Source organism: Shewanella sp. SG41-3 (assembly GCF_014164545.1).
Classification (GTDB): domain Bacteria; phylum Pseudomonadota; class Gammaproteobacteria; order Enterobacterales; family Shewanellaceae; genus Shewanella; species Shewanella vesiculosa.
The window spans coordinates 324,794-350,493 of sequence record NZ_JACJFJ010000005.1 but is presented as its reverse complement, the minus strand read 5'-3'; the positions used below and the strand labels follow the sequence as shown (position 1 = coordinate 350,493).

At 39.5% G+C, this 25,700-nt stretch carries 21 protein-coding genes and 1 pseudogene; 16 read left to right on the top strand and 6 right to left on the bottom strand.

Annotated features, from left to right (window positions below; all coding sequences use genetic code 11):
- Window positions 1-100: 100 nt before the first annotated feature.
- Together H5164_RS12340 and H5164_RS12335 are read left to right on the top strand one after the other, a co-directional pair.
- On the top strand, window positions 101-1,009 hold the full coding sequence (locus H5164_RS12340; RefSeq protein ID WP_124014885.1) for a phosphate/phosphite/phosphonate ABC transporter substrate-binding protein: 909 nt from the start codon (window positions 101-103) through the stop codon (window positions 1,007-1,009).
- Window positions 1,002-3,395: an EAL domain-containing protein gene (locus tag H5164_RS12335; RefSeq protein ID WP_182756386.1), complete on the top strand. Its 2,394-nt coding sequence runs from the start codon at window positions 1,002-1,004 to the stop codon at window positions 3,393-3,395. The genes H5164_RS12340 and H5164_RS12335 overlap by 8 nt, the downstream gene beginning before the upstream one ends.
- Window positions 3,396-3,630: 235 nt before the next feature.
- Here the strand turns inward: H5164_RS12335 and H5164_RS12330 are convergent, their stop codons facing one another.
- A complete protein-coding gene (locus H5164_RS12330) occupies window positions 3,631-4,074 on the bottom strand; it encodes a SirB2 family protein (RefSeq protein WP_182756384.1) in 444 nt (147 codons plus the stop codon).
- 800 nt (window positions 4,075-4,874) lie between these two features.
- Between H5164_RS12330 and H5164_RS12325 the strand changes: the two genes are divergently transcribed.
- The 3 genes from H5164_RS12325 to H5164_RS12315 all read left to right on the top strand — a co-directional run bounded on the left by H5164_RS12325 (window position 4,875) and on the right by H5164_RS12315 (window position 10,269).
- Window positions 4,875-5,333: a hypothetical protein gene (locus tag H5164_RS12325; RefSeq protein ID WP_124014883.1), complete on the top strand. Its 459-nt coding sequence runs from the start codon at window positions 4,875-4,877 to the stop codon at window positions 5,331-5,333.
- A 506-nt stretch (window positions 5,334-5,839) separates the two neighbouring features.
- The gene (gene putA / locus H5164_RS12320) at window positions 5,840-9,673 is read left to right on the top strand and encodes a bifunctional proline dehydrogenase/L-glutamate gamma-semialdehyde dehydrogenase PutA (protein ID WP_182756381.1); all 3,834 of its coding nucleotides are present in this window, start codon (window positions 5,840-5,842) and stop codon (window positions 9,671-9,673) included.
- 347 nt (window positions 9,674-10,020) lie between these two features.
- Window positions 10,021-10,269: a DUF2171 domain-containing protein gene (locus H5164_RS12315; RefSeq protein ID WP_182722947.1), complete on the top strand. Its 249-nt coding sequence runs from the start codon at window positions 10,021-10,023 to the stop codon at window positions 10,267-10,269.
- A gap of 602 nt (window positions 10,270-10,871) precedes the next feature.
- Here the strand turns inward: H5164_RS12315 and H5164_RS12310 are convergent.
- The 3 genes from H5164_RS12310 to H5164_RS12300 form a co-directional block, all read right to left on the bottom strand.
- The gene (locus H5164_RS12310) at window positions 10,872-12,179 is read right to left on the bottom strand and encodes a site-specific integrase (protein WP_182756380.1); all 1,308 of its coding nucleotides are present in this window, start codon (window positions 12,177-12,179) and stop codon (window positions 10,872-10,874) included.
- A gap of 139 nt (window positions 12,180-12,318) precedes the next feature.
- The gene (locus H5164_RS12305) at window positions 12,319-12,576 is read right to left on the bottom strand and encodes a hypothetical protein (RefSeq protein ID WP_165870017.1); all 258 of its coding nucleotides are present in this window, start codon (window positions 12,574-12,576) and stop codon (window positions 12,319-12,321) included.
- A 447-nt stretch (window positions 12,577-13,023) separates the two neighbouring features.
- Window positions 13,024-13,476 (bottom strand): hypothetical protein, encoded by a 453-nt coding sequence (locus H5164_RS12300; protein ID WP_182756377.1) that lies wholly within the window; start codon window positions 13,474-13,476, stop codon window positions 13,024-13,026.
- 270 nt (window positions 13,477-13,746) lie between these two features.
- Here H5164_RS12300 and ccoN point away from each other — a divergent pair, with 270 nt between their 5' ends.
- The 11 genes and pseudogenes from ccoN (at window position 13,747) to ttcA (ending at window position 24,133) form a co-directional block, all read left to right on the top strand.
- On the top strand, window positions 13,747-15,174 hold the full coding sequence (gene ccoN / locus H5164_RS12295; protein ID WP_124014875.1) for a cytochrome-c oxidase, cbb3-type subunit I: 1,428 nt from the start codon (window positions 13,747-13,749) through the stop codon (window positions 15,172-15,174).
- Between the two features lie 12 nt (window positions 15,175-15,186).
- Window positions 15,187-15,813 (top strand): cytochrome-c oxidase, cbb3-type subunit II, encoded by a 627-nt coding sequence (gene ccoO, locus H5164_RS12290; protein WP_124014874.1) that lies wholly within the window; start codon window positions 15,187-15,189, stop codon window positions 15,811-15,813.
- Window positions 15,814-15,822: 9 nt separating this feature from the next.
- On the top strand, window positions 15,823-15,999 hold the full coding sequence (locus H5164_RS12285; protein WP_124014873.1) for a cbb3-type cytochrome c oxidase subunit 3: 177 nt from the start codon (window positions 15,823-15,825) through the stop codon (window positions 15,997-15,999).
- Between the two features lie 5 nt (window positions 16,000-16,004).
- Window positions 16,005-16,973 carry a cytochrome-c oxidase, cbb3-type subunit III gene (gene ccoP, locus H5164_RS12280; RefSeq protein ID WP_124014872.1) on the top strand — a complete coding sequence of 323 codons (969 nt, stop codon included), beginning with the start codon at window positions 16,005-16,007 and terminating at the stop codon, window positions 16,971-16,973.
- Window positions 16,974-17,089: 116 nt separating this feature from the next.
- Complete coding sequence (locus H5164_RS12275; protein ID WP_124014871.1) at window positions 17,090-17,569, top strand: FixH family protein; 480 nt, start codon at window positions 17,090-17,092, stop codon at window positions 17,567-17,569.
- A gap of 56 nt (window positions 17,570-17,625) precedes the next feature.
- On the top strand, window positions 17,626-20,019 hold the full coding sequence (locus H5164_RS12270; RefSeq protein ID WP_182756375.1) for a heavy metal translocating P-type ATPase metal-binding domain-containing protein: 2,394 nt from the start codon (window positions 17,626-17,628) through the stop codon (window positions 20,017-20,019).
- Window positions 20,016-20,165 (top strand): annotated as a pseudogene (gene ccoS / locus H5164_RS20205) (cbb3-type cytochrome oxidase assembly protein CcoS); the annotation flags it as partial. The gene H5164_RS12270 and the pseudogene ccoS, both read left to right, overlap by 4 nt.
- A gap of 128 nt (window positions 20,166-20,293) precedes the next feature.
- Window positions 20,294-20,983 (top strand): sulfite exporter TauE/SafE family protein, encoded by a 690-nt coding sequence (locus H5164_RS12260; protein WP_124014869.1) that lies wholly within the window; start codon window positions 20,294-20,296, stop codon window positions 20,981-20,983.
- 337 nt (window positions 20,984-21,320) lie between these two features.
- Window positions 21,321-22,070: an electron transport transcriptional regulator EtrA gene (etrA, locus tag H5164_RS12255; RefSeq protein WP_124014868.1), complete on the top strand. Its 750-nt coding sequence runs from the start codon at window positions 21,321-21,323 to the stop codon at window positions 22,068-22,070.
- Between the two features lie 98 nt (window positions 22,071-22,168).
- Window positions 22,169-23,098 (top strand): universal stress protein UspE, encoded by a 930-nt coding sequence (uspE, locus tag H5164_RS12250; protein ID WP_124014867.1) that lies wholly within the window; start codon window positions 22,169-22,171, stop codon window positions 23,096-23,098.
- Between the two features lie 90 nt (window positions 23,099-23,188).
- Window positions 23,189-24,133 (top strand): tRNA 2-thiocytidine(32) synthetase TtcA, encoded by a 945-nt coding sequence (gene ttcA / locus H5164_RS12245; RefSeq protein WP_124014866.1) that lies wholly within the window; start codon window positions 23,189-23,191, stop codon window positions 24,131-24,133.
- Window positions 24,134-24,200: 67 nt separating this feature from the next.
- Here ttcA and H5164_RS12240 read toward each other — a convergent pair whose 3' ends face one another.
- Both H5164_RS12240 and H5164_RS12235 read right to left on the bottom strand, forming a co-directional pair.
- On the bottom strand, window positions 24,201-24,848 hold the full coding sequence (locus H5164_RS12240; protein ID WP_124014865.1) for a DUF2987 domain-containing protein: 648 nt from the start codon (window positions 24,846-24,848) through the stop codon (window positions 24,201-24,203).
- On the bottom strand, window positions 24,841-25,659 hold the full coding sequence (locus H5164_RS12235) for a glucosaminidase domain-containing protein (protein WP_124014864.1): 819 nt from the start codon (window positions 25,657-25,659) through the stop codon (window positions 24,841-24,843). Before H5164_RS12235 ends, H5164_RS12240 begins: the two co-directional genes overlap by 8 nt.
- Between the last annotated feature and the right edge of the window lie 41 nt (window positions 25,660-25,700).

The following is a 25,700-nucleotide window of genomic DNA, read 5'->3' as shown; positions in this document are numbered from 1 at the left end:
TAAATTATTCGTGGTTAAGTTAATATAATGTATCCAGAAAGTGACTTTTTTCAAATATAAAACTACTATGATTATTATGAAAATAACAAATTGATTTTTTATGAAAAAATATCTCTTTACCTTAATTATCATTTTGCTATTCGCTTGCGAACAACCCGCTACAGAAAAAGCCCTGCAGTACAGTCGTTCGCCTAGTAATAATACCGCGTTAACCTATCGATTTGCGATTCACCCTTTACACAATCCGCAAAAGTTATTCGAAGCTTATCAACCGCTGATTGATTATATCAATCTTAAAATCCCTGAGATTGATATTGAACTCGAAGCATCAATCGATTATGCCTCTTATGAACAAAAAATCCGCGACAGAAAGCCAGATTTATTACTGCCTAATCCATGGCAGACCTTGCAGGCTAGGGACAACGGATATCGAGTGATTGCCATGGCTGGTGATGCTGATGATTTCAAAGGGATTTTTATTGTAAGAAAAGACAATAATATCCAAAAACCAATTGAGCTGAAGGGTAAAAGAGTGAGTTATCCTGCACAAACAGCGCTTGCTGCGACAATTATGCCACAGTATTTTTTGTACACTAATGGAATCGATATTAACCAAGATCTTGATAATATCTATGTGGGTTCACAAGAGTCTTCAATCATGAATGCATATCTTGGTAAGGTAGCTGCAGCAGCAACTTGGCCACTTCCTTGGCGATTATTTCAAAAAGATCACCCAGAAAAAGCAAACCAGCTTAAAGTTATTTGGCAAACACCATCTTTAATCAATAACTCAGTTATGGTACGTGATGACTTTCCTAAAGAGATTAGTCAAAAAATACAACATTTACTGATTACTTTAGCAGACTCACCAGAAGGTAAGGCGATTATGCTCGGTATGGAAACCGCTAGATTTACTCAGGCTGAAGATGCTGATTACGATGTTGTACGCAGCTATATAAATAATTTTGAGAGTAAAGTGCGTCCAGTGGAAAGCTCAATCAATGATTAAAAAATTGCAACGTATTCTATTAGGCACATTGCGCCGACAAATGATGATTGGCATGACGCTCATCATCACTTTGATGATGGGATTATTTGTCTGGGATACCACTCATCGCCAACAAAAAATTAAAGTTGAACAATATAAAGATCAAGCTATTGCACTTGCTGATACTTTAGCGACTTCGTCTGCTATTTGGGTTGCCTCGCGAGATGTCAGCGGTCTGCAGGAAATCGTCAATGGTGTCTCAAAATACCCTAACTTAAAGCAAGCTATCGTCATCGATTTACGTGGCCAAGTGTTGGCACATACAGATTTAACTAAAGTGGGTTTGTATATCGATGCATTCAACCAAGACAATGATCTGCAACAGATACATTATTCTAATAGTAGTATTGATGTAACTAAAGCCATTGTATTAGCTGATCGAGAAATTGGCTGGGTGGTGATTGATTTAGATAGACGCGCTTACTTAGAAGAAATTAACCAAATAAAAATAAACAGTTTCTTTTATGCACTTACTGCCATTTTACTTGGTGTATTAATCACCACCTTAGCCAGTCGTTATTTAACTCGTCGTTTGTATATCATTCAAAAAGTAGCCGACAAAGTCCAAACTGGCGCCACTCATTTACGTGTCAACATGAAGGGAACTGATGAAGCTTCGTTACTTGCTAAACAATTTGATCAAATGCTGGATAGCTTGGCATTAAGGGAATCTCAATTAGCCTCATTTTATTCTTTAGATTTGGTCGGTTTAACGGTTACGTCACCAGATAAAGGCTTGATCAGTATCAATCCTTGTTTGTGTAAGATGCTGGAATACACCGAAGAGCAACTGAAAAAATTAACATGGAATGATTTAACCTACCCTAATGATTTAGAGGCTGATGAAGCCCAATTCACCAGGTTACTTGCCAATGAAATTGATGGCTATAGTCTAGAAAAACGTTTTATTAGCAGAACAGGCAAAGTGATCCCTACCATGTTAGTCGTTCGTTGTGTGCGTAAAAACGATGGCAGTATTGACTACGTTCTGGCAATGGTTCAAGACATCAGCAAGCAAAAAGAAGACGCTATTCAAATAGAGCGACTAGCCTACTTTGACCCGCTAACGAAATTACCCAATCGGCGGTTATTAGATGATAGGTTAAAACAAGCATTAATATTTAGTGATCGGAATCAGTATTATGGTGCGATATTATTTCTTGATCTGGATAATTTTAAAACACTCAACGACACCCTAGGACATGATATTGGTGACCTGTTATTGCAACAAGTGGCCAATCGACTTATCAATATTATCCGTGAAGGTGATACAGTCACTCGCTTTGGCGGTGATGAGTTTGTGATCATATTAGAAGGCATTCATTCTAATGCTTTTGTTGCCGCCACACAGATAAAAGCGATTGCCACGGCTATTTTAGATACCATTAACCAGCCTTACACTATAGCAGGCCATAGTTACTCGACCAGTACCAGTATTGGCGCGACTTTGTTTCTCGGCAATAATACCACCCCAGATGAGTTACTCAAGCAAGCTGATATTTCCATGTATCAAGCCAAAAAATCAGGTCGAAACCTTGTCTGCTTTTTTGACCCTAAAATGGAAATCAGCATTATCAATAGAGTGGTGCTTGAACGCGATTTACTCATTGCACTAGAACATAATCAATTCCAATTGTATTACCAAGTACAAGTCGACAGCTCAAACACCCCCGTGGGCGCCGAAGCCCTTATCCGTTGGAACCATCCACAGCGTGGCATAGTGTCCCCCTTAGAATTTATCCCGTTGGTAGAAGAAACCGGCATGATTATCGAAATAGGACAGTGGGTTATTGATTCGGCCTGTAGGCAACTCAATGCCTGGCAGCAACATGTTAATACCGCAGGATTATCATTATCTATCAATGTCAGCGCCAAACAATTCCATAAAGCCGATTTTGTCGACATAATCAAAAAAAGTATTGATAAATATAGTGTTAATCCTAAATTACTTAAAATTGAATTAACTGAAAGTGTACTGTTAAATAATATTCAAACCATTATCGAAAAAATGAATATTTTAGCGGCTATAGGTATCCAGTTTTCGTTAGACGATTTTGGTACTGGTTATTCATCATTACAATATCTCAAAAAACTTCCATTACATCAGCTTAAGATCGATCAGTCATTTGTGCGTGAACTCTGTGTTGATAGTAACGATAAAACCATTGTTAAGACCATTATTTCGATGGCACAGAGCTTAGGTTTAAGTGTAATTGCAGAAGGTGTAGAAACTGAACAACAACAGCAATATTTAATCAGCCAAGGGTGCCGTAATTTTCAAGGTTACTTGTTCAGTAGACCGATACCAATTGACCAGTTTGAAAGCCTAATACCTCAAATCGCTTAATTAGGCAGATGCCAGTAGGCTAGGGCGACGATAAGCAAAATGCGCCTATTGACTTAGAGTCAATAAAGCGGCTATTGCGTAGAGCATGGAATGAGATAAAGCGAAGTAAACACTAAGATTTTTGTTTTGAGGTGTGCGTATAAGGGGCCATGTTGCCGCTGGAATAAACAACTAATGAATCAACACGATAGACCAATAGTGGCTAAAGTCAATTAGCCACTTTACTCGACATTATCTAACAAATGCCTGTTAACATAGACTGTCCCAACTCAAGATAAGCATTAGCATCATCAACAATCCCTTTCGATTTAAGATGATGGGCAAAACCCAATCGTGCAGTCATCAATAACCAAAATATCGTACTAATTAAGCCCACAATGCGCCATAGCGTAGATTTTGCCCATTTAAGCGTAAAGGTAATCGAGAGTACATAAAGTACGAAACCACCTAATTTAGACGATGCCCAACCGTTCACAAACGGGTACAAGTTCAATGGATTAACGATAATCATGTAAACAAAGGTGCAGATAAACAGAGCATACAAAACATGAGGACCGATCTTTAGCAGTTTATTATTGACCTTGTCAGAGCCTTTCATCGTCAACACAAAGTTAATGATAAAAAATATAAACGTCAGCGCAATTATTGTCAGGTGGGTGTGCTTAACTATCATGTACATGGTCTTGTTCCCTAAAAAGTAATGTGTATATAGTACTTATACCGTGTGTTTGTAGTTTAAAGCAAAGTCTGTAACCAACGAACCTTAATTACGTTCTACGGTGGCGTTAAGATCAATATCACCAACCAAGTCTAATTATAGTATTTGAGTATCGTGCTTATATGAAAAATAGGCATCAAACTTTCTCTTACAAACTTTCTCCTCATATCAGCAATACAGCACTGTAGGCTACAGTTTTTTCATTTTAGCGCAGCTCATGAGTACTAACTCTTTAATCCGTTGCTCAGGTGTTATCTTTGCTCTTTTTGTCAGTTTTTGTATTAAACCATTACACTTTGCGCACTGACTTTACAATGAATTTACTAGCCAAGCGTTCATCTCATTCAGCTTCGTCCCATCCAAAGATAACAGGATATTTTTCAATGAGTCTGTAGACATCTTTGATGATATCGCCCAATCCACACCAATAATTCTAATGGCTTTATGTGGGTCATACTATTCTCGGTAAGGTTTCTAAATATGTAGATCAGACAAATATTCATGCCAAGCTGAGTGCGGCAGCGAACAGAGTGAAAAATAAAATGCACGTATAATGAGCATTAACATCATGAGTTAATTGTGGTCGCTAACTCTTATTTATGTAGTCAATACATAATGTTGCATAGACTGAATGAGTTCAAAGTGATTGCAATTTAGGCAACAGATGGTGATATTTTTTTACCATTTTTTTATTTTTATGCTAGGCAGGCGCTTCACTTTGCACAGCAAAGTGATCTAAACGCGTCAATTTTGAGGATAATATGCAAATAGAAACACTTCACGATGTTATGCAATGGACTAAAAACATGCACCAAGAACTGCACTATTTTGCAGCAAATTGTGCACTAAAAAGCGATAGTGTAAGAGTTGGATTGCTGCTTAAGTACATTTCAGAGCACGAAAAAAAAATGGCGCAGATAATGAAAAAGTTCGAAGACAGTGGTAACAATAGTGCGCTTAACACTTATAGTCGGCATTACTACGAAAAACTCGCTATTTCAATTCACACTGAAGGTGAGCATCCGTTTGAAAAGATGGATACGGATGAAATAGCGATTGTCACTCTTGAATATCACAAAAATATTGTCGGACTATTTGAGTATCTGCAAAAGTGCAGTTGTGCACCTTCCGTGACGGAATTTCTTAACGATATATTGTCGGTTCAAGAGGCTGAGGGAAGATTATTGGCACGTAACATGAAACAAATTGACGATTTGTAGCATCAATACTCCTCAGACCAAAAGTCATAGCGTCATGCTGAGTGGTTTCGTAATAGAAACTATGCAGAATGCGCTCCCTCTGGTAAGCAAAGCCTTTTTAGTGGCTGACTTTATACGTTATTTTAGCCACCAAATTAGCGTTAATTTGGCAACAACGGCGAATTCACATCAAGCCATATAGATAATGCGACATTTCAACAAATCTAAGCCGAATTTATTGGTTTTATGACCTTAACTTGGTGTGACTCTGCAATAAAACTCCGCGATGTTAGCAAGAAAATGACAGGTTATTCACAGTGTTCAGGTTTTTTAACATTTTGAATACAAACATTAAAATCGAAAATAAAGCCACTATCAAGCGTATTCTCGAAAGTACGCTAACGCACAGAGTCTAAAACTAAAGACCAGTATAATTTACTCGTTAGTCATCAAATCTTAGGTATCACTTAGATATCAAATGTCTCTAGTCATTGCAAAATACAATTTATTAATATTGAGGTGAGCACATGCTTTTTAATAATTCGAATATCTCGGACTCTCCTATTCGTCAGAAAATTCGCGAGTTCTATCGTATTGATGAAAGTGTTGCGGTAGAGCATATTTTACCGTTAGCAAAGGTTAACCCTGAAGCTGCCAGCAGAGCGTGGGAAAAAGCCCGTAAAATATCACTAAAAATACGTAGAGATGAGTCAGGAAACGGTGCTGTAGATGCCTTACTCGCAGAATACACATTATCCAGTGAAGAAGGTGTGGTGTTGATGTGTTTAGCCGAGGCCTTATTGCGTGTACCAGACAAACACACTCAAGATGCCCTAATTAGCGATAAAATTTCTCAAGGTGAGTGGCGAAGTCATTTGGGCAGCAGTGATTCACTGTTCGTTAATGCCTCATCCTGGGGATTATTAGTTACCGGCACTATGGTTGATTATGCTGATGAGCGCGAAAAAGATAGTTTTGATTTATTGAAAAAGATTATTGGTCGTTTAGGAGAGCCTGTCATTCGTAAAGCAATGAACTACGCCATGCAAATTATGGGTGAGCAGTTTGTTATGGGCGAAACGATTCAAGCTGCAACAGAGCATGCTACCAAACAAGATCGGCAAGGCTTCGTATATTCTTACGATATGCTAGGTGAGGGTGCGCGCACCATGGATGATGCGGATAAGTATTTTAAAGCATATCAAGTTGCTATAGATACTATTGGTGCGGTTTCACTCGCGTCAGGTAAGAACGATCCTCGCAGGGTTCCTGGTATCTCAGTTAAGCTTTCTGCTATCCATCCTCGTTACGAATTTGCGCAAAGACAACGGGTAATGACTGAAGCTGTGCCCAAACTTAAAGCGCTTTGTTTGCAAGCTAAAAAATACAATATTGGTTTAACGGTTGATGCGGAAGAATCTGAGCGATTAGATTTATCCCTTGATGTTATTGAGGCGGTATTTAGTGATGACGATTTAGCCGGTTGGAATGGCTTTTCGATGGCGCTGCAAGCTTATCAAAAGCGGGCTATTTTTATCCTTGATTGGTTGCATGAGTTAACCGTTCGTGTTGGCCGGACAATGATGGTGCGTTTAGTTAAAGGTGCTTATTGGGATACTCAGATTAAAAACACTCAAAAAGGCGGCTATCAGCATTTTCCGGTATTCACTCGCAAGGCTTCTACTGATGTGTCTTACCTCGCCTGTGCGAAAAAATTACTAGAATATAGAGATACTCTCTATCCACAGTTTGCTACACATAATGCTTATACTGTGGCGACTATTCTTGAACTGGCGGGCAATGACAAAACAAGTTTTGAATTTCAATGTCTATATGGCATGGGTGGTTCTTTATATGATCAAGTTGTTGCCAGTGAAAATGTTCAATGTCGCGTTTATGCACCGGTTGGTCCTCATAAAGAGCTACTCGCCTATTTAGTCCGTCGTTTGTTAGAAAATGGCGCTAACTCTTCTTTTGTTAATGCCATTATTGATGATTCTCAACCGGTCGAATCGTTACTTGAAGACCCGGTTGAAAAAATGACTCGCTTAACAGACAAATATAACGGCCAGATAATCAAACCTATTGCGTTATACCATGATGAAAATGGTGCGGGTCGAGATAATTCCAAGGGCCTAGATTTAACCGACATCAATATGCTTACCCCGTTAAAAACATCACTAGATAACTGGGTTGAAGCTAACCAGTTCTGTGAAAGTGATATCCCAGAAGGGGCTGTAGCCATTAGAAACCCAGCAAAGCAAAGTGAAATCATTGGTTTCCAGCGACATCATAGCAAAGATGACATGCTCGCGATGATAGATACGGCTCAAACGGCGTTTGCCTCATGGTCACAAAAGCCTGTATCGGAGCGTGCAGCCTTATTATGCAGTATCGGCGATATTCTCGAACATCATAGGGACGAGCTCATAGCCTTATGCATCAAGGAAGCGGGAAAAACGACTCAAGATGGTATTGATGAAGTCAGAGAGGCTGTTGATTTTTGTCGTTATTATGCACAACAAGCGATTGAACTTGCAGAAGATGATCGTTTAGAAGCCCGTGGTGTGGTGTTATGTATCAGCCCTTGGAACTTCCCGTTAGCGATATTCATAGGCCAAGTAACTGCAGCCATTGCTACTGGTAATACGGTGTTGGCAAAACCCGCCCAGCAAACAAGTTTAATCGCATTACGTGCTATTGAACTCATGACGTCTGCTGGACTACCTCACGGGGTTGTACAAGCGGTTATTGCCAAGGGGAGTGAAGTAGGCAGTATCATTATTCCTAATGCACATATTCAAACGGTTATTTTTACGGGGTCAATTAAAACAGCGACTATGATTTCGCAAACGTTGGCTGATAGAGACGGCGCAAAAGTGCCTCTCATTGCTGAAACGGGCGGTCAAAACTGCATGATAGTTGACTCCACAGCTTTGCCAGAGCAAGTGGTTGATGATGTTATTTCTTCAGGATTTCAGTCTGCTGGTCAGCGTTGCTCTGCGCTCAGGGTGTTATTTTTGCAAGAAGACATTGCTGATACGATTATTACAATGCTTAAAGGCGCATTAGCAGAATTGCATGTGGGTAATCCAGAACAACTGAGCACTGATGTGGGGCCTGTCATTGATCAAAAAGCGCTAGAATCACTCAATGCTCACAGTGATTATATGAAAACTCATGGTCAACTATTGTATCAATGTGCGATATCTAATGAAGAAAATGAAATAGCACAAAACGAAGCTTTCTTTTTTGCACCGCGACTTTATGAAATAGACAATATTAGCGTGCTCAAGCATGAAGTCTTTGGTCCCTGTGTACATATTATTCGTTTTAAAGGCGATGAAATCGAAAAAATCATTGATGATATTAATGGTACAGGTTTTGGTTTAACTATGGGTATACATACCCGGATTGAACAGCGAGCCATTCGTTTGGCGACACTATCGCGTGCAGGTAATGTATATATAAATCGTAATATGATTGGCGCTATTGTCGGTGTGCAACCTTTTGGGGGGCGTGGTCTTTCAGGTACAGGGCCAAAAGCGGGTGGCCCCTTTTATTTAACGCGTTTAGTGAAAGAGAAAGCCACTCCCGATGCCGATAAATTTAACTTATTGCCATCGCAAGTCGATGCCTTAGTGAGCGATGCGGGATCAAAAGCAGAAGCAGAATTATTGATGGATAGGGCGGATGTAGCAGAAAAAATCTGGCGCATGACCGAGCTAAATCAGCGTATTGCTTTTGTTCGTCAAATGTTAGTCGAAATGGCTAATATCGATAGTATTGATGATTTAGCCGATGACTTAAATCGTACTTTGACAGCCGCTAATTCACAATTAGTGGCTGTTGAAAAACATCTGCAAAAGCCAACAACACTTCCAGGTCCAACAGGCGAGTCTAATATTCTCTATTTGGAAAACCGCGGTAATATCATCTGCTTTGCTGATAAAAATGTAACTTTCCATTTTTGGATGCTCTCTATCGTAACGGCTTTGGCAACCGGAAATACCGTTATCTCGGTGGTTTCTGATTTATTTTATGATCAAGCGCTAGCCATTAGAGCTAAGTTCGTTACAGCAGGTACTGATGAGAATGTTTTTCAAGTTACCCGGTTAGGTCATTTAACCACTTTATTGGCACATCCGGCGTTATCAGGAGTTGTTGTTGATAGTCATTGTGACCGAAAACATTATATCAGTGACAGACTAGCCGAGCGTCAAGGCGCAATTTTACCGGTTATCAGTTCAGAATATTTTGATAATCTCATTCAACGTTTATTAACAGAAAAAACCGTTAGCATTGATACAACCGCTTCTGGTGGTAATACGTCGTTTATGACTTTAGATGAAGAAAACTAACTATTTTAGAATGTTATGGTTAAACAAACATTCTGAATATTTATTATTCACTTTAGTGGCAATCGATAAAATTAAAACGACCTAACAGGCAAACTAAAACGATAGACGAACAGATGTATTATTCGAGTTGACCATCAATGGTAACAGAGGATTTAGATATGCAGTCTGTTCGTTGTCGAACAGACTGCATTTGGTTTTATCGGTATGATTTTACTGTGCGATTAGGAACATTAAGTAACCAATTATTGCAGTTAAAGTCAAAGACAATCCCGATTAGTGAAGCTTGTCAGATTACTGATTGCACATTTATAAATAGAAGGGCTTGTACTGAGCCCTGAGGAGAAACTATGATTCAAACCAACCAAATTCAACCTGATATGCCTGTTGTCTGTTCCGAAGATGGTCAATTTGCTACTGTAGATCATATGGAGGGCACCGACACCCTCAAGCTGAAAAAAGATGACAGCGGTCAACACCATTACATTCCGCTGAGCTGGGTAACTTCAATTGAGGGCGATAAAGTTAAAATAGATCGTCCAGGAGACCAGGCTATGCAGGAATGGTCTCAAACTCCGCCAACAGCTACAGGACACTAAAATCTTGTTGTACCGCTAAACAAAGATGGCATGCACTCATGCCATCTTAAGACCAGAGCGGGAAGTACTGAATGTATTTCCCGCCATCACATTTCCCCAAAAAATCACACGAAAATCATAGACATCAAAAACAGCGTTAGTCGAGTTCGTACAGATTTTACGCAGGCGCGCATTACAGGAATGTCAGGAACATTTTTCTCTTTGGCATTATTTTCTGCAACCAGAATAGCTAGATCTCATGTTAAATTTGATTATCAGTTTTCCTTTTATCAATGAAAAATGGCTCTAGGCCAATAGTGGTGTGGGCTAGAGCCATTCAAATTTCAGTGGGATCAAGTTTCGATCTCAATGTCGAATATCACAAAACAGTATTTGATTACCTTACACAAATACTCTATTTAACATAATATACATTGTGCGCATACATATATGAGGTGATATATATGCGCGCATTTGCAGTTATGTTCAATAACGATATGAATCAACAGTATGTTTCATTTACATGGGCATTCTAATCAAAACCTAGCATACAGACATCAATACTGTGTTTAACATCGTGCTGAGATTGCATACTTTAATTTTTTACGGTCTGTTCCTAGCAATTATTTAATCTCAGCGAGATGATTTAATGGTTTATTGAATGCACTCTGATGTCGTTCAGTTTGTGTGGTGTGCAAATACTGTGATGTTGTGTCGATGCTCTCATGACCAGCGTCGGCCTGGACATGTGATAATGGCCGCCGGTTGATATTGATATCATGGGTGATCCCAGTGTGACGAATATTATGAGCACTGAGTTTTCGCATAAGTTGACTGTCATGATCAAAACCATCTTTAGCGGCATTGTCTGCAGCTAAGTTAATGAGCTTGTCTATTTCGTCTCGTATATGCCGAATACCAAGATTGGCGTTTATGACACCAGATTCTCGTCCATGGGCTGCGGCTTTGTGCCTGACAAATATAGGATGTTGATCGTTGATATTGGGTAAATCGCTGAGCTTTAGATAACGTCGATAATCCACTAATCCAGCCAGCAAGGCTTTTGATATGGCAATATTACGGGCTTTGCCGCTTTTGGAAAATGGTACATGGAAATACCAAATACCAGAATGTGGATCTTGTCTGAACTGGCTCATGATGGGCGCATAACCTGCACGGGCACTGATTTCAGATATGCGTAAATAGCAGCTATATAATAGTGTAATGAGAAATAAACTGCGTTGATGTTGTTCCGGCTGAGTGCTGGCCAATTGGCTAACGGTGCTAATAACATAAGACCACTGTAACTCGGTAAATGCGTGATGATTATTGTCTTCATCGATAGTGAATTTACGTTTTATGGCAAACCGACTATGTTTAAGCCATAACTGAGCTGGGTTTCGCTCGGTATATTCCTCGCTAATGAGATAGCCATAAAATGACGATAATATGGCAACTTTGGTCTTAAGTGCATTATCACTTAGTTGATATGGTAAACATTTCCCAAGTTGTTTTTTGCCTATAAATGGTCGCCATTGTGGGTTTGGTGATCGCTCTCCAGAGGCTTTATTGAGTTTAAATTGCGCAACATTAAAATACCCGATTAATGCTTTTGGTGGTGATTGGCAGTAATCGATGTATTTGGCAATGTCTTTTCGTGTGACTGATATAGGCGATAATGCCACAACATCGAAACACCAATGTAGAAACGTAGTTAATTCGCTACGATAGGCTTTATAGTTATTTTCAGACTGCTTTTGCTCAAATAACCAATCAGCACAATGCTCTATTATGAGTCCTGCATCAGCAACTTTTTCGATTGATATTTTGGTAATATATTGATTTATGTAAGCATTACCGTGAAGTACATACTCTGCCGCATCAAATAGTGGCAATACTGGCGGTAACTCATCACTTATGTTCTTTGGCATATTCTTAAATATAGGTTATTGATTACATTAGTTTATTATACTATTTTTTGCCTGATGCCGATAATGTTATTTATCGGCATCAATGATGATGATTCTTTAACGAAACAGATTTCAATTGTAGGTTTTAATATGGGTCATTTTAATATGTGTTTACGGCAATATGCTGGTCTGATATCAGTTGCGACACACAATGATCTATGGGGTTTAATCTAGTACACGCCTGATGGCATTGCTTATTGTGGCAAGATGTTCGTTTTTGACAGCTCCATAGACATAGCTGCCAAACGGTTTGTTTACTTGCCTTATCTAAACATTGCAGGTCGGCAGCACATAAATGGCCTGCTTTGATTAATTGGGCCACTTTATCTGCATCAATAGAGACATTTAATCTGTTCATGTCTACCCCCTTCTTTTTAGCTATATCTATTAAGCGTTTATTGTAATTAGCCACGTTGATTCTGGGCTCTCTCACGTTTACCCTCTTCCCTTCTCAGTTTGAAGATTGAGCGAGTTAGATTTATCATACATCAATGAGAATGATTATCAATTACGTTGTTGGTGTTAACGTCACTTCTGCGCGGTTTGTCACAATTTAGTTAACATAAATAGTTATGTTTCAACAATGGATGGTGAGTAGAAATGATTGGCTTGCATAAGGATGGGGTCAAAAAGGTTAATAATCACATTTTACAGCAGCGTTTGGCGGTGAAATATCACACTATTAATAAATATAGGAACAGAGGTTCAATCTCAGAGCAAGAAAACGTCGTTTTGTGTTGAGGTTTAAGTTACCTCTGCCCTAACCTGCAATGGTATTGATATGCAGGATGATTAAGCCATTGACCTACTGGTTATCGTTATCCGCTAAAAAGTCGTATATCAAGGTACGTGTTTGTTTTTGGTAATCAAATGAGATAAATACCCGCCACACCATATAATTACTGCTGCAAGAGCCAAAGATTAAAGAGCCTTGATAAGTATTGTCTTTAATTTCGGACAATGAAACGGGGATAATCCCCATAAACATATCGCGCCCTTCTATTCTCATTGAAATATTAGTGATCGCTTGATTGCTATTCAGCGTAACTATTAATGGTTTCTCGCTAGGAGTATTAACGGGATCAATCAGTAAACCAACTTGTAAGTCGGCTACTTTTTTGTAACATTCTCCAGCAGAAAATTGACATAAACTGGTATCAATTGCTAAATCATCCTTTTCTTGTGTTTTTGGTTTGTCACAGGCTACTAAAAACATTAAGAAAATGGTCAAAATGAAAATCTGGATAATTTTGCGCACAATTTTTAACCTTTTAGGCTGAGTTAGTAACATTATCTTCCAGAGCTTGATCTAGATCAACTTTGGTATATTTTGTGAAGTATCTTTTTTGACTTAGCTCAAGTATCATAACACCGCCTCATGCTAGAGAGAATTAACATGAGGTAACACCTTGACAAATGGCTTTAAAAATAGCTTTTAAAAGCTCAATTTATAACCTTCTGTCAATCTAACTGGTAAAGCTCGCTTTACTAAATATTAAAAGTATAAGTAATAAGCCGTGGAAGCATTATGATGAACCATTCCCAGTCTACAGGCGCTGATTACAATTACACTATTGTTCGCCAATTCGCATTAACCACAGTTTTGTGGGGAATCTTTGGTATGGCAGTAGGTGTATTTATTGCTGCTCAGTTAATCTGGCCGCAACTGAACTTCGACACACCTTGGTTAACGTTTAGTCGTTTACGACCTTTACATACCAATGCTGTGATATTCGCGTTCGGAACATCAGCTCTTTTCGCTACATCTTACTATGTTGTGCAACGCACTTGCCAAGTCCGTCTATTTGCGCCTAAATTAGCCGCATTTACGTTTTGGGGTTGGCAAGCCGTTATTATTGCAGCTGCTATCACTTTACCAATGGGGTTTACTCAAGGTAAAGAATATGCAGAATTAGAATGGCCTATCGATATCGCGATTACGATTATTTGGGTTAGCTATGCAATTGTTTTCTTTGGCACAATAGCTAAACGAACTACGTCCCATATTTATGTGGCTAACTGGTTCTTTGGTGCCTTTATCATTACTGTTGCAGTACTTCACATTGTTAACTCAATGGCAGTACCAGTAAGCTTATTTAAGTCTTACTCTCTGTACTCTGGTGCAGTCGATGCGATGGTTCAGTGGTGGTATGGTCATAATGCGGTAGGCTTCTTACTTACTGCTGGTTTCTTGGGAATGATGTATTACTTCGTGCCTAAGCAAGCTGGTCGCCCAGTTTATTCGTATCGTTTATCAATTGTTCACTTTTGGGCATTGATTGCGTTATACATCTGGGCCGGTCCTCACCACTTACATTACACTGCCCTACCTGACTGGACTCAGTCATTAGGCATGGTAATGTCATTAATCCTATTCGCACCTTCTTGGGGCGGTATGATTAACGGTATTATGACCCTGTCTGGTGCGTGGCATAAGCTTCGTACAGACCCTGTATTACGTTTCTTAGTTGTTTCATTGTCTTTCTATGGTATGTCTACCTTCGAAGGCCCAATGATGGCAATCAAAACAGTTAATGCTTTATCTCATTATACTGACTGGACTATTGGTCACGTTCACTCTGGCGCGCTAGGCTGGGTTGCAATGGTGTCTATTGGTTCGTTATATCACTTAATCCCAATTCTTTTCGGTCATGGTCGTATGTACAGCATGAAGCTGGTTAACGTTCATTTCTGGTTAGCGACTATCGGTACTGTATTGTATATCGTCAGTATGTGGATTTCAGGTGTTATGCAAGGTCTTATGTGGCGTGCGGTTAACGCAGATGGAACTCTAACTTACAGTTTCGTCGAGAGTTTAGAAGCCTCTTACCCATTCTACTTTGTACGCTTTATTGGTGGTTGTTTCTTCTTATCCGGTATGTTGCTTATGGCCTATAACGTTATTCGTACCGTTAAAGCGTCTAAAGATTCATTACCTGCTATTGCAGAAGCTTAAGGAGCCGATTCGATGAAATTTAATCATGAATTAATTGAAAAGAATGTCGGTCTGCTTGCTATCTTCACTGTTATCGCCATTAGTTTTGGTGGTTTAGTGCAGATTACTCCGCTGATATTTCAAAAAGACACAACTGAACCAGTTGAAGGTCTGATTCCGTATACAGCTTTACAAATTGAAGGTCGTGATATTTATGTTCGTGAAGGTTGTTACAACTGTCACAGCCAAATGATCCGTCCTTTACGAGCTGAAACTGAGCGCTATGGTCACTACTCTGTTGCTGGTGAGTCTGTTTGGGATCATCCATTCCAGTGGGGCTCTAAGCGTACAGGTCCTGACTTAGCACGTGTTGGTGGGCGTTATAGCGACAGATGGCATGAAGTTCATTTAAACAATCCTCGTGACGTTGTACCGCAATCAAACATGCCTGGTTTCCCTTGGTTAGCTGAAAATGTGCTAGACGGTGAACTGACCGGTGACAAGATGACAATCCTGCGTAACCTGCATAAAGGCGGCTACAAAGGTAATGATCTTTACACTGATGAAGAAGTTGCTGGCGCTAAAAAAGCGGTTGAAGGCAAGACAGAAATGCAGGCGCTGATCGCTTATTTGCAATCTTTGGGTCACGCACTCAAATAGGAGGCAATAATGGATTACGGTACTTTTCAAGGTATTTTGACCATAATTGTTATGGTGACTTTTGTGGGGATATTTTTCTGGGCATACAGTAAGCACAGCAAGTCAAAATTTGACGAAGCGGCGAACTTAGTGTTTACAGAAGAAGAACTTGCAAAAATGTCGAAAGACTCGGGAGATCAGAAGTAATGATTATGAGTAACTTCTGGAGCATTTGGATTTCTGTACTGACGATTGTGGTCATTGCTGGTTGTTTTATCCTTCTTAAGGTAGTTAATAATAACTACACTGGTGTAGAAGAAGGTAAATCGATGGGCCACAGTTTTGATGGTATTGAAGAACTGAACAACCCACTACCAAAGTGGTGGGCGTACATGTTCTACTTAACCATCGTTTTCGGTGTGATCTATTTAGCTCTATATCCAGGCCTAGGAAACTATAAAGGTCTGTTTGGTTGGACAAGTTCTAACCAAAGTATTGGCACTGACAAAGGCATTAAAGCTGACTCAGCGGCAGCGATTGAAGCAGCAAAAAATGATAACCGTTTATCACAGTATGACCGAGAAGTGGCTCACGCTGACGAAAAATACGGTCCTATTTTTGCGGCTTACTTAGCGACTCCGTTAGAAGAGTTGGTAAAAGATCCTGAAGCATTAAAAGTGGGCGGACGTTTGTTTTTACAAAACTGTTCACAGTGTCATGGTTCTGATGCTCGCGGCTCTAAAGGCTTCCCGAATCTAACAGATGACGATTGGTTATATGGTGGCGATTTAGCCACTATTAAAACCACGTTAATGAATGGTCGTAACGGTATGATGCCGCCTAAAGGTGGTTTACCTATCGAAGACAGCGAGATTAAAGGTCTAGCTGAATACGTCATAAAACTATCTGGTGGTGAACATGACGAAGCGTTAGCAGCCCAAGGTCAAGGTTCATTCATGAAAGGTTGTTTTGCATGCCATGGTATGGATGCAAAAGGTAACAAGTTCATGGGCGCGCCCAACCTAACTGATAACATTTGGTTATATGGCGGAAGCCGTGGTGTGATTGCTGAATCTATCATTAATGGTCGTGCCGGTGTGATGCCAGCATGGAAAGACATTCTTGGTGAAGAGAAAGTTCACGTCATTACAGCTTACGTTTATAGCTTATCAAACAAATAGTTAGTTATAAGTAATATTAAGGCCTCGAGATTATCGAGGCCTTTTTTTTAAGTGATTATTAAGCCATTACGGGGTAAAATGTCCCCCGAATTATTACCACTATTTTAGGATGTATTATGTCGGATCAACTCCCTTGGTATAAGCAATTTTGGCCTTGGTTTTTAATCATCTTGCCTTTGTGTGCCGTTATTGCCAGTTTAACGACCTTAAAGATTGCTTTAGATAATTCTGACTCATTGGTAGCAGAAGATTACTATAAGCAAGGTAAAGCGATAAACATGGATTTGCGCAAAATAAAATATGCTCAACAAATTGGCATGAAATTTTTAGTCACGGTTGCAGATCAAGAATTAAAAATTACCCAACAAGGTGGTCCGGAATATCGTGCAGCGCTGAATGTGCAGTTTTACCATCCGACAATAGAAGCCAAAGACTTCAGTTTAAATGCTACTGCTGACGCAAATTACGTGTATCACATCCCATTAGATTCTGCGATAACAGGGCCTTGGGAAGTACGCATTGAAGGATTTGATGCCAAATGGCGTATCCAGCAACGAATTGATATTAAAGATGATGTTGAATATTGGCTCAATTAATAACACATTGACTGCGTATCTGATTAAAAATTATTAAATGAAGTTGGTAAAGCCACATGACATCTTGCTTTCATTGCAATGAGCCAGTTCTTACGGGAGATCAGTTTACTACGATAATAAATGGGCAAGCACAGCCTATGTGCTGCCCAGGTTGCCAAGCCGTATCGCAGGCCATTATGGATGCAGGCCTGAGCAGTTATTATCAATTTCGCAGTGAACCTGGAAATCGTCAGACGGCACTGGTGCCAGAACAGTTGTCGCAATACAGTGCCTACGATTTACCGGAAGTGCAGCAAGATTTTGTCCATAAACAAGGTGCTATTGATTCAACCTCTTTGTCTATCGACGGTATTACCTGTGCTGCTTGTGCCTGGTTAATTGAACATAAACTCAAACCGGTTGCGGGTATCACTAATGTGCTGGTTAATTCCACCACACAACGAGCGTTAGTCAGCTGGGACAGTGAACGTATTCAACTCAGTGAAATTTTACAAATAATCAGTAAAATTGGCTATCAAGCTGCGCCCTACCAAGTTGATGAACAAGAAAAACAATCTAAAGCAGACAGTCGTAAATTCTTACTTCGCTTAGGGCTTGCAGGTTTTGCGACCATGCAAGTGATGATGTTTGCCCTCGCCTTATACACCGGATACTTTACTGATCTGGATGTTCAATTTCGTGACTACTTTCGCTGGGTAAGTTTAATTTTTGCAGCGCCTGTAGTGCTTTACTCAGCTCAACCCTTTTATTTTAGTGCTCTTCGTAGTGTATTAAGTGGCAAACTTAATATGGATGTGTCTGTTTCAATTGCAATTTTAGGTGCTTATATCGCCAGTTGTATTGCGACTATGCAAGGCAATGGCGAAGTGTATTTTGAATCCGTATCCATGTTTACCTTCTTTTTATTATTAGGTCGTTACTTTGAACAAGCTGCAAGGCAAAAAGCTTCTGTTAGTTCGAGTAATTTGCACAAACTGGTGCCGCTGACAGCGCATTTATGTCATGAGGGTGAGATCACTGAGATTGCCGCTAAACAATTGACCATTGGCGATATTATTTTAGTCAAACCAGGCGAAGTGATTGCCGCTGATGCCGAAGTGGTAACCGGACAATCAAGCGTCAATGAGGCTATGCTTACCGGTGAACAAATGCCAATCAGTAAACGCGTTTTAGATAAAGTCTATGCCGGCACCATCAATATCGAGCAACCTATTGAAGTGCGAGTGACAGCCCTCGGGCAAGATCAATTGGTTGCAGAGATCATTCGTTTACAAGAGCTTGCATCAAATAATAAACCTACCATTGCTTTAATTGCCGACCGTTTAGCGCGATACTTTTCCGGTACGGTTTTATCCATAGCAGCAATAACATATGTCGTCTGGTCGTTCGTATCACCAGAAGATGCTTTTTGGATTACATTATCCGTGTTGGTCGCAACCTGCCCATGCGCCCTCGCCCTTGCCACGCCAACTGCCGTTACTTGCGCAACCGCTATTTTTACTAAGTTAGGTGTGATCCCTCGAAAACCAGGTATTTTTGAGAAACTGACCAAAATTAATCATGTGGTGTTTGATAAAACTGGCACGCTTACCTGTGGCCAATTATCAATTGGTGATGTACAAACCTTTGCTGGATATTCATCAGCGCAAGTACTGTCTATTGCAGCGGCCATTGAACAAGGATCTCTACACCCGATTGCATTAGCATTTAGCCCTTTTTATGATAATCAACATCAAGTAGAAACAGTTGAACATCATATTGGTTTAGGCATTCGAGCCAGTATGGACCAAATGCAAGTGTCTATTGGAACGGCACAATTTGTTAGCCCAGATATGTTACCGATATCAGTAAAAGCCACTCAAAGTCAGTGGATTTACCTTTCTATTGATAACGAGCTAATTGCCAAAATCGAAATGCTTGATAAGTTACGTGTTGATAGTATCGCGACGGTTAATGCGTTAAAGGCTGCCAATATAAAACTGAGTATTGCCAGTGGTGATAATTCCGGACATGTTGAGTTTTTAGCACATAAAATTGGTATTTCAGATGTGCATTCAGGTTTATCACCTCAAGATAAGTTAGCCTTAGTGAATCGCTTACAGCAAGATGCTAATGTAGCCATGTTTGGCGACGGTATTAATGATGCGCCAGTACTTGCCGGTGCAAATTTGTCAGTAGCGATGGGAAGCGGAAGTGCAATTGCCAAAAACAGTGCGGACTTAATTTTACTCGGCGATCACCTATCACGTTTTAATGATGCTATTTATGTCGCTAAGCAAACCCAGCGCATCATTCATCAAAATCTTTTATGGGCTTTCGCTTATAACATTATTATTTTGCCATTAGCGGTTACCGGACATGTTGCTCCGTATATTGCCGCTATTGGTATGTCTGTTAGCTCATTGATAGTGGTGAGTAACAGTTTACGCCTTCTTAGGATCAAATTATGAGTATCATTTACGTATTAATACCTATTGCGATGTTGTTTGTATTAATTGCAGTTTCAATTTTCTTTTGGGCGGTAAAGTCTGAACAATTTGATGATCTTGATAGACAAAGCGTGTCGATTTTATTTGATGAAGACAGTACCAACAATAAAGGTAACGTCAGTGTAACCAGTGATATCGATAAGCAACCATCAAATAGTGATACTCATATCGCTGCTGTAAAAAATAAGCCAGAACCCATGGCCTCAGACACTGCACATAAACCAGAGTAAAGCTTGTGATTGAATATAATCTTGGTGGTGCATTTATTGTTGGCTTAATGGGGGCTGCACATTGTTTTGGCATGTGTGGCGGATTAATTGGTGCTTTTTCAGCCAACATTCCCACTAATGGCCAAAGTCGCCTAGGCAATCAACTGACGTTTCTTTTTAGCTATAATCTTGGGCGTATTTTTAGTTATACCATCGCGGGGGCCATTGTCGGTGGCAGTGTGTCAGCCTTAGGTCATTTATTTGATGCTGATAGCTATCTAATATTCCTGAGAATTTTTGCTGGAGTCATGATGATATTGACTGGGCTTTATATTGCTCAGATATGGTTCGGCATTGTGCATATTGAGAAAGTGGGTAAATTTTTGTGGCAATATATACAACCGCTAACCCGTAAATTTATACCGATAACTCACCCGCTACAGGCTGTTATGGCGGGTATGGTTTGGGGCTGGTTACCCTGTGGACTGGTGTACAGCACACTCACTTGGTCAGTTGCATCAGGTAGCGCATTACAAGGCGCCTTGATCATGTTGGCGTTCGGTTTAGGCACTTTACCTGCTTTATTTGCTGCTGGTTTAGCGGCGAAAACCTTGGCGCAATGGGTACAAAAGCGTGCAGTGAGATTATTCAGTGGTGGCTTATTAGTGGTATTTGGTTTGCAAACACTTTACATAGCTTTTCAACAACTCATATAGTTCGGTCACTGTTATTTTATGATATTGTAACAACCAATGATAAAACCACTTTAGCTGATATGCATTAGCAAAGGCTGAATCTAATTACTATTAGAATCAATAGTTTGATGTGTGACTTGTACATTTAGTTACTGTGAAAATAAGATAATATAACAAGCATTAATGCGTAGATTGTTGTCAGTGAACTCGCAATTAATACACATTTTCATGATGTATTGAGAGCTAACATGGTGTGATAAATAGACTTCTGTTTACTAATATTACTCTATATCGTCGGAGTACCTTATTAGTTCAGAATGGTATAACATATAATTGTCTTCATAAATTGAGAATGGGTATGTCTTCAGATTTGATAAAAGCTCGTCCATCCACAACAGGTTGCGCCATTCATTGCCATGACTGCAGCATGGAAGCCTTGTGTATTCCTTTTACGTTAAGCAATGATGAGCTTGATAAACTTGATAACATTATTGAACGTAAAAAACCCATTCAAAAAGGTGACCTTATCTTCAAGTCTGGTGACACACTTAAGTCACTGTATGCTATTCGTTCTGGTACCATTAAAAGCTATACCATTACAGAACAAGGCGATGAACAAATTACCGGATTCCATCTTGCCGGTGATGTGATTGGTTTTGATGGTATTCATGCCCTACGACATCAAAGCTTTGCGCAAGCATTAGAAACGTCAATGGTTTGCGAAATTCCTTACGATACCCTAGATCAGTTATCAGGCACTATGCCTAAACTACGTCAGCAAATCATGCGATTAATGAGTAATGAAATTATGAGTGATCAAGAAATGATCCTCCTACTTTCTAAGAAAAATGCCGAAGAACGTTTAGCCGCATTTATTAATAATCTTGCGAATCGTTTTGGTAATCGTGGTTTCTCTCCCCATGAATTTCGTCTCACTATGACTCGAGGTGATATTGGCAACTATTTGGGATTAACGGTTGAAACGATTAGTCGTTTATTAGGACGATTCCAGAAATCAGGACTAATTGAAGTTAAAGGTAAATACATTTCGATTGTGGATCATGCAGCATTAAGTACTCTTGCCGGAAATGCGCGGATTGCCACTTAAATTAAATTTGTATGATCTATCTCATAGTTTATTCATTAGGAAACGGTAATACTATCAACAAATAAACAAGTAAAAAACTCAACAGCTTTGGAGGTTATATGAAGGATTATAAGAAGATATTAGTGGTGATTAATCCTACAACGGATCATCAACCCGCATTGGCACGTGCTGTTGAATTAGCGACAAGAAGTCAGGCAGATATTACTGCATTTTTATCTATTTTTGACTTCTCTTACGAGATGACCTCAATCCTATCTAGCCAAGAACGTGAAGCGATGCGTCAAGGTGTGATTGATCAACGTGTTGCTTGGTTAGAAAATGCGATTAGTGGTTTTAGTCAGTCTAATATCAAGATTAATACTGAAGTTGTTTGGCATAATCGTCCCTTTGAGAGCGTGATTAATCATGCAATGAAAGGTCAGTATGACTTGATTGTTAAAAGCACCCATGAACACGATAAATTAAAAGCTGTTATTTTTACTCCGACAGATTGGCATTTAATGCGTAAATCTCCAGTGCCTGTGCTGCTGGTTAAAGAACACGACTGGCCAGTTGAAGGCAAAATTGTCTGTGCCGTTAATGTGGTGAGTGAAGATGAAGATCATCAAAGCCTAAACGGTAAGATTATTAACCATGCGCTTGATTTAGCTAAAAAGTTCTCTGCAAGTGTGCATCTGGTTAATGGTTATCCTGGTACGCCAGTTAACTTAGCCATTGAGTTGCCCGATTTTGATGCAAATGTGTATAACAACACTGTGCGTATGCAGCATGAACAAAGAGTACAATATTTAGCACAAGCTTATAATATTCCTCTTGAAAATTGCCATGTCGAAGAAGGTTTACCAGAAGATGTTATTCCCGAAATGGCAGCAAAGTTAGATGCAGAATTAGTGGTATTAGGTACTGTTGGTCGCACTGGTTTTTCAGCGGCATTAATTGGTAACACTGCAGAGCATGTTATCGACAGCATAAATTGCGACTTGTTAGCGATCAAACCCGATGGTTATAAATCACCTTTAGAAGATTAGTGTTCATTAGAATGGGTTAACTACTTTACCCTGACCTAGAATACTGGAATAATACGCGCCCTGAAACACTTGGTTACTGGGCGCATTTTTATGTCTGAAGTTGAAGTAGATACAATCGTTAAAAAAAATATTACTCGTATGAATAAACTGCAAAAGCGTCTGCGACATAACGTTGGCTCTGCCATTGCAGATTATAATATGATCGAAGATGGTGATCGGGTCATGTGTTGTCTTTCTGGCGGCAAAGACAGTTACACCATGTTAGATATTTTATTAAATCTTCAACAACGTGCCCCAATTAAATTCGAAATTGTGGTGGTTAATCTAGACCAAAAACAACCTGGCTTTCCGGAACACGTTTTACCAGCTTACTTAGATGAGATAGGCGTTGCTTATCACATTCTCGAAAAAGATACTTACTCTATCGTTAAAGAAAAAATCCCTGAAGGCAAAACCACGTGTTCTCTTTGCTCTCGTTTGCGTCGTGGTACTCTTTATGGCTTTGCTCAACATATTGGTGCAACAAAAATTGCATTAGGTCATCATCGTGACGATATTATCGAAACATTATTTTTAAATATGTTTTTTGCTGGCAAACAAAAAGCCATGCCACCTAAGCTCTTGTCTGATGACGGTGCCAATATTGTCATCCGTCCTTTGGCTTATTGTCGTGAAAAAGATATTCAAGAGTATTCGACACTGAAATCGTTTCCTATCATTCCTTGTAACTTGTGTGGTTCGCAAGAGAATTTAAAGCGTGGTGCCGTTAAAGACATGCTACAAATGTGGGACAAACAACATCCGGGGCGTCTTGAAACTATCTTTACTGCAATGCAAAACACCTCGCCATCGCAAGGTGTAGATCGTGAACAGTTTGATTTTGTATCGCTAAAACGTAATCCAGATGTAGTTAACACTGGCGATGTAGCGGATGCAGACTTACCAGCGTTTGATTTTGTCGATATCAGTAATAATGGTCATATTAATTTAGACATCAGCAATCGAATCGATGTAGTGGCAACATTTAAACCCTAGTAAACATGTTAACGATAGCGATAGCGATATAAATCAAAGGCGTTGATGAACATCAACGCCTTTATTATTACTGGGTCACCAGAGGACTGATAATGCTAGGCTTTTGAGTAAATGAAATCTGTTTTAGCTGATTTATTTGTTCAACTGTTAAGGTATATTTTTCCTTAGCAATCGTTTCCACATCATCGATGACGACTTTCACTGTCTGGTTTTGCATATCTGTAAACTCAAACGATAATCCATTAATCGGTTTGCGGAAATACTTCATCGGGAAACCTTGTAAACCATCAAGCAGTTTATTCATATCCTCTGTTAAGGCTAACAGCTCAGTTTGAGTGAAACCTTGTTTGGTTTCTTTCGCTCTAACTTGCATGGCAATCGCACACTGTTTAGCCTCTCCAGCCACCTTAATATTGACTAACCCTCTATCAGACTTTAACTGTGGATCATAAGGAATAAATAATCGCTGTTGTTTACTATACGTTAATGGATATTGGTCATTCTCGGTAGTAATACTGCCTGACACTATGGTGCAATCTGGGGTGATTGGAACGCTAAATGCTAACTCAACTAATGGATAGTTTTGCTTATTGACTTGCTTTAATCGGTCATAAAAGCCTTTGTATTCTAAAGACACGGTTTCAGCGCTACTGCTGTTGATTAAAAAAATAGACGATATAAAAATAAATCCGTTAATTAACGTACGATTACGCATTCGCGTTATTCCCTTGTAGATATTGTTTATTGTGTTTTAGCATTTCGAGTAATTCATCAATGTACTCATCTTTTCGTTCTGAATAATTAATTAAGCCATAGACTAACTTTTCAGCCGTAGGCTTAACTTTCTGCGCACGTAAATCAGCACGAATAGACCGGAATACGCGATATGCTGGATGGGTATTTAAATTAATCATGTAGGCAATAATAGAATCCTTGGGCGAATCAAAAACTGCAACTTCATGAGTTTTGCCATCGGTTCTTGCTAATGGAACTAAACCACAACCTTCAGTGAAACACCATTGACCAAAAAAGTTAAAACCTTCGATAGCAAACCGGGAACTGCCCCACCCGCTCTCATTAGCTGCTTGTATTAGCACCATATCAATAGGAATAATATCGATGCGCTTTAACAATGGCGTCAAGGTATTACGAGTAAATGATTTCACGTCATATTGGTATTTGTTTAAAAGTGATGTAAGCCTATTATTATCCGCTTCACTTAATCCTAAACCATTATCAATTTGCTCAATAACAGCCAATAAAAATTGACGTTCGTGAATAATAATTTGATTTTGAGCTTCTATAGCAGGACGAAAATAATTAAAGAAAGTTTGTTTTTTAGTAGGAATATCACTTATTTCAGCAAACTTAGGTACTTTACCAAGGTCAATGTTACTTAGCTGCTGTGCTGCTGAGTCTACCGAGACCTGTGTCTGACTAGGGATAATCCATAGCCTAATTGCTAACAGTGCTAAAACGGCTAAGCCTAACGCAAATGTCACTTGACCTATAGTGCCTATTTTCAACAGTACCTGCCTTATCAAAATGCATTTTCAATTTATAAATA

Coding starts and splice junctions, on each gene's coding strand:
- H5164_RS12340 (WP_124014885.1), top strand. CDS start 101: ATGAAAAAATATCTCTTTACCTTAATTATCATTTTGCTATTCGCTTGC.
- H5164_RS12335 (WP_182756386.1), top strand. CDS start 1,002: ATGATTAAAAAATTGCAACGTATTCTATTAGGCACATTGCGCCGACAA.
- H5164_RS12330 (WP_182756384.1), bottom strand. CDS start 4,074: ATGTACATGATAGTTAAGCACACCCACCTGACAATAATTGCGCTGACG.
- H5164_RS12325 (WP_124014883.1), top strand. CDS start 4,875: ATGCAAATAGAAACACTTCACGATGTTATGCAATGGACTAAAAACATG.
- putA (WP_182756381.1), top strand. CDS start 5,840: ATGCTTTTTAATAATTCGAATATCTCGGACTCTCCTATTCGTCAGAAA.
- H5164_RS12315 (WP_182722947.1), top strand. CDS start 10,021: ATGATTCAAACCAACCAAATTCAACCTGATATGCCTGTTGTCTGTTCC.
- H5164_RS12310 (WP_182756380.1), bottom strand. CDS start 12,179: ATGCCAAAGAACATAAGTGATGAGTTACCGCCAGTATTGCCACTATTT.
- H5164_RS12305 (WP_165870017.1), bottom strand. CDS start 12,576: ATGAACAGATTAAATGTCTCTATTGATGCAGATAAAGTGGCCCAATTA.
- ccoN (WP_124014875.1), top strand. CDS start 13,747: ATGATGAACCATTCCCAGTCTACAGGCGCTGATTACAATTACACTATT.
- ccoO (WP_124014874.1), top strand. CDS start 15,187: ATGAAATTTAATCATGAATTAATTGAAAAGAATGTCGGTCTGCTTGCT.
- H5164_RS12285 (WP_124014873.1), top strand. CDS start 15,823: ATGGATTACGGTACTTTTCAAGGTATTTTGACCATAATTGTTATGGTG.
- ccoP (WP_124014872.1), top strand. CDS start 16,005: ATGAGTAACTTCTGGAGCATTTGGATTTCTGTACTGACGATTGTGGTC.
- H5164_RS12275 (WP_124014871.1), top strand. CDS start 17,090: ATGTCGGATCAACTCCCTTGGTATAAGCAATTTTGGCCTTGGTTTTTA.
- H5164_RS12270 (WP_182756375.1), top strand. CDS start 17,626: ATGACATCTTGCTTTCATTGCAATGAGCCAGTTCTTACGGGAGATCAG.
- etrA (WP_124014868.1), top strand. CDS start 21,321: ATGTCTTCAGATTTGATAAAAGCTCGTCCATCCACAACAGGTTGCGCC.
- uspE (WP_124014867.1), top strand. CDS start 22,169: ATGAAGGATTATAAGAAGATATTAGTGGTGATTAATCCTACAACGGAT.
- ttcA (WP_124014866.1), top strand. CDS start 23,189: ATGTCTGAAGTTGAAGTAGATACAATCGTTAAAAAAAATATTACTCGT.
- H5164_RS12240 (WP_124014865.1), bottom strand. CDS start 24,848: ATGCGTAATCGTACGTTAATTAACGGATTTATTTTTATATCGTCTATT.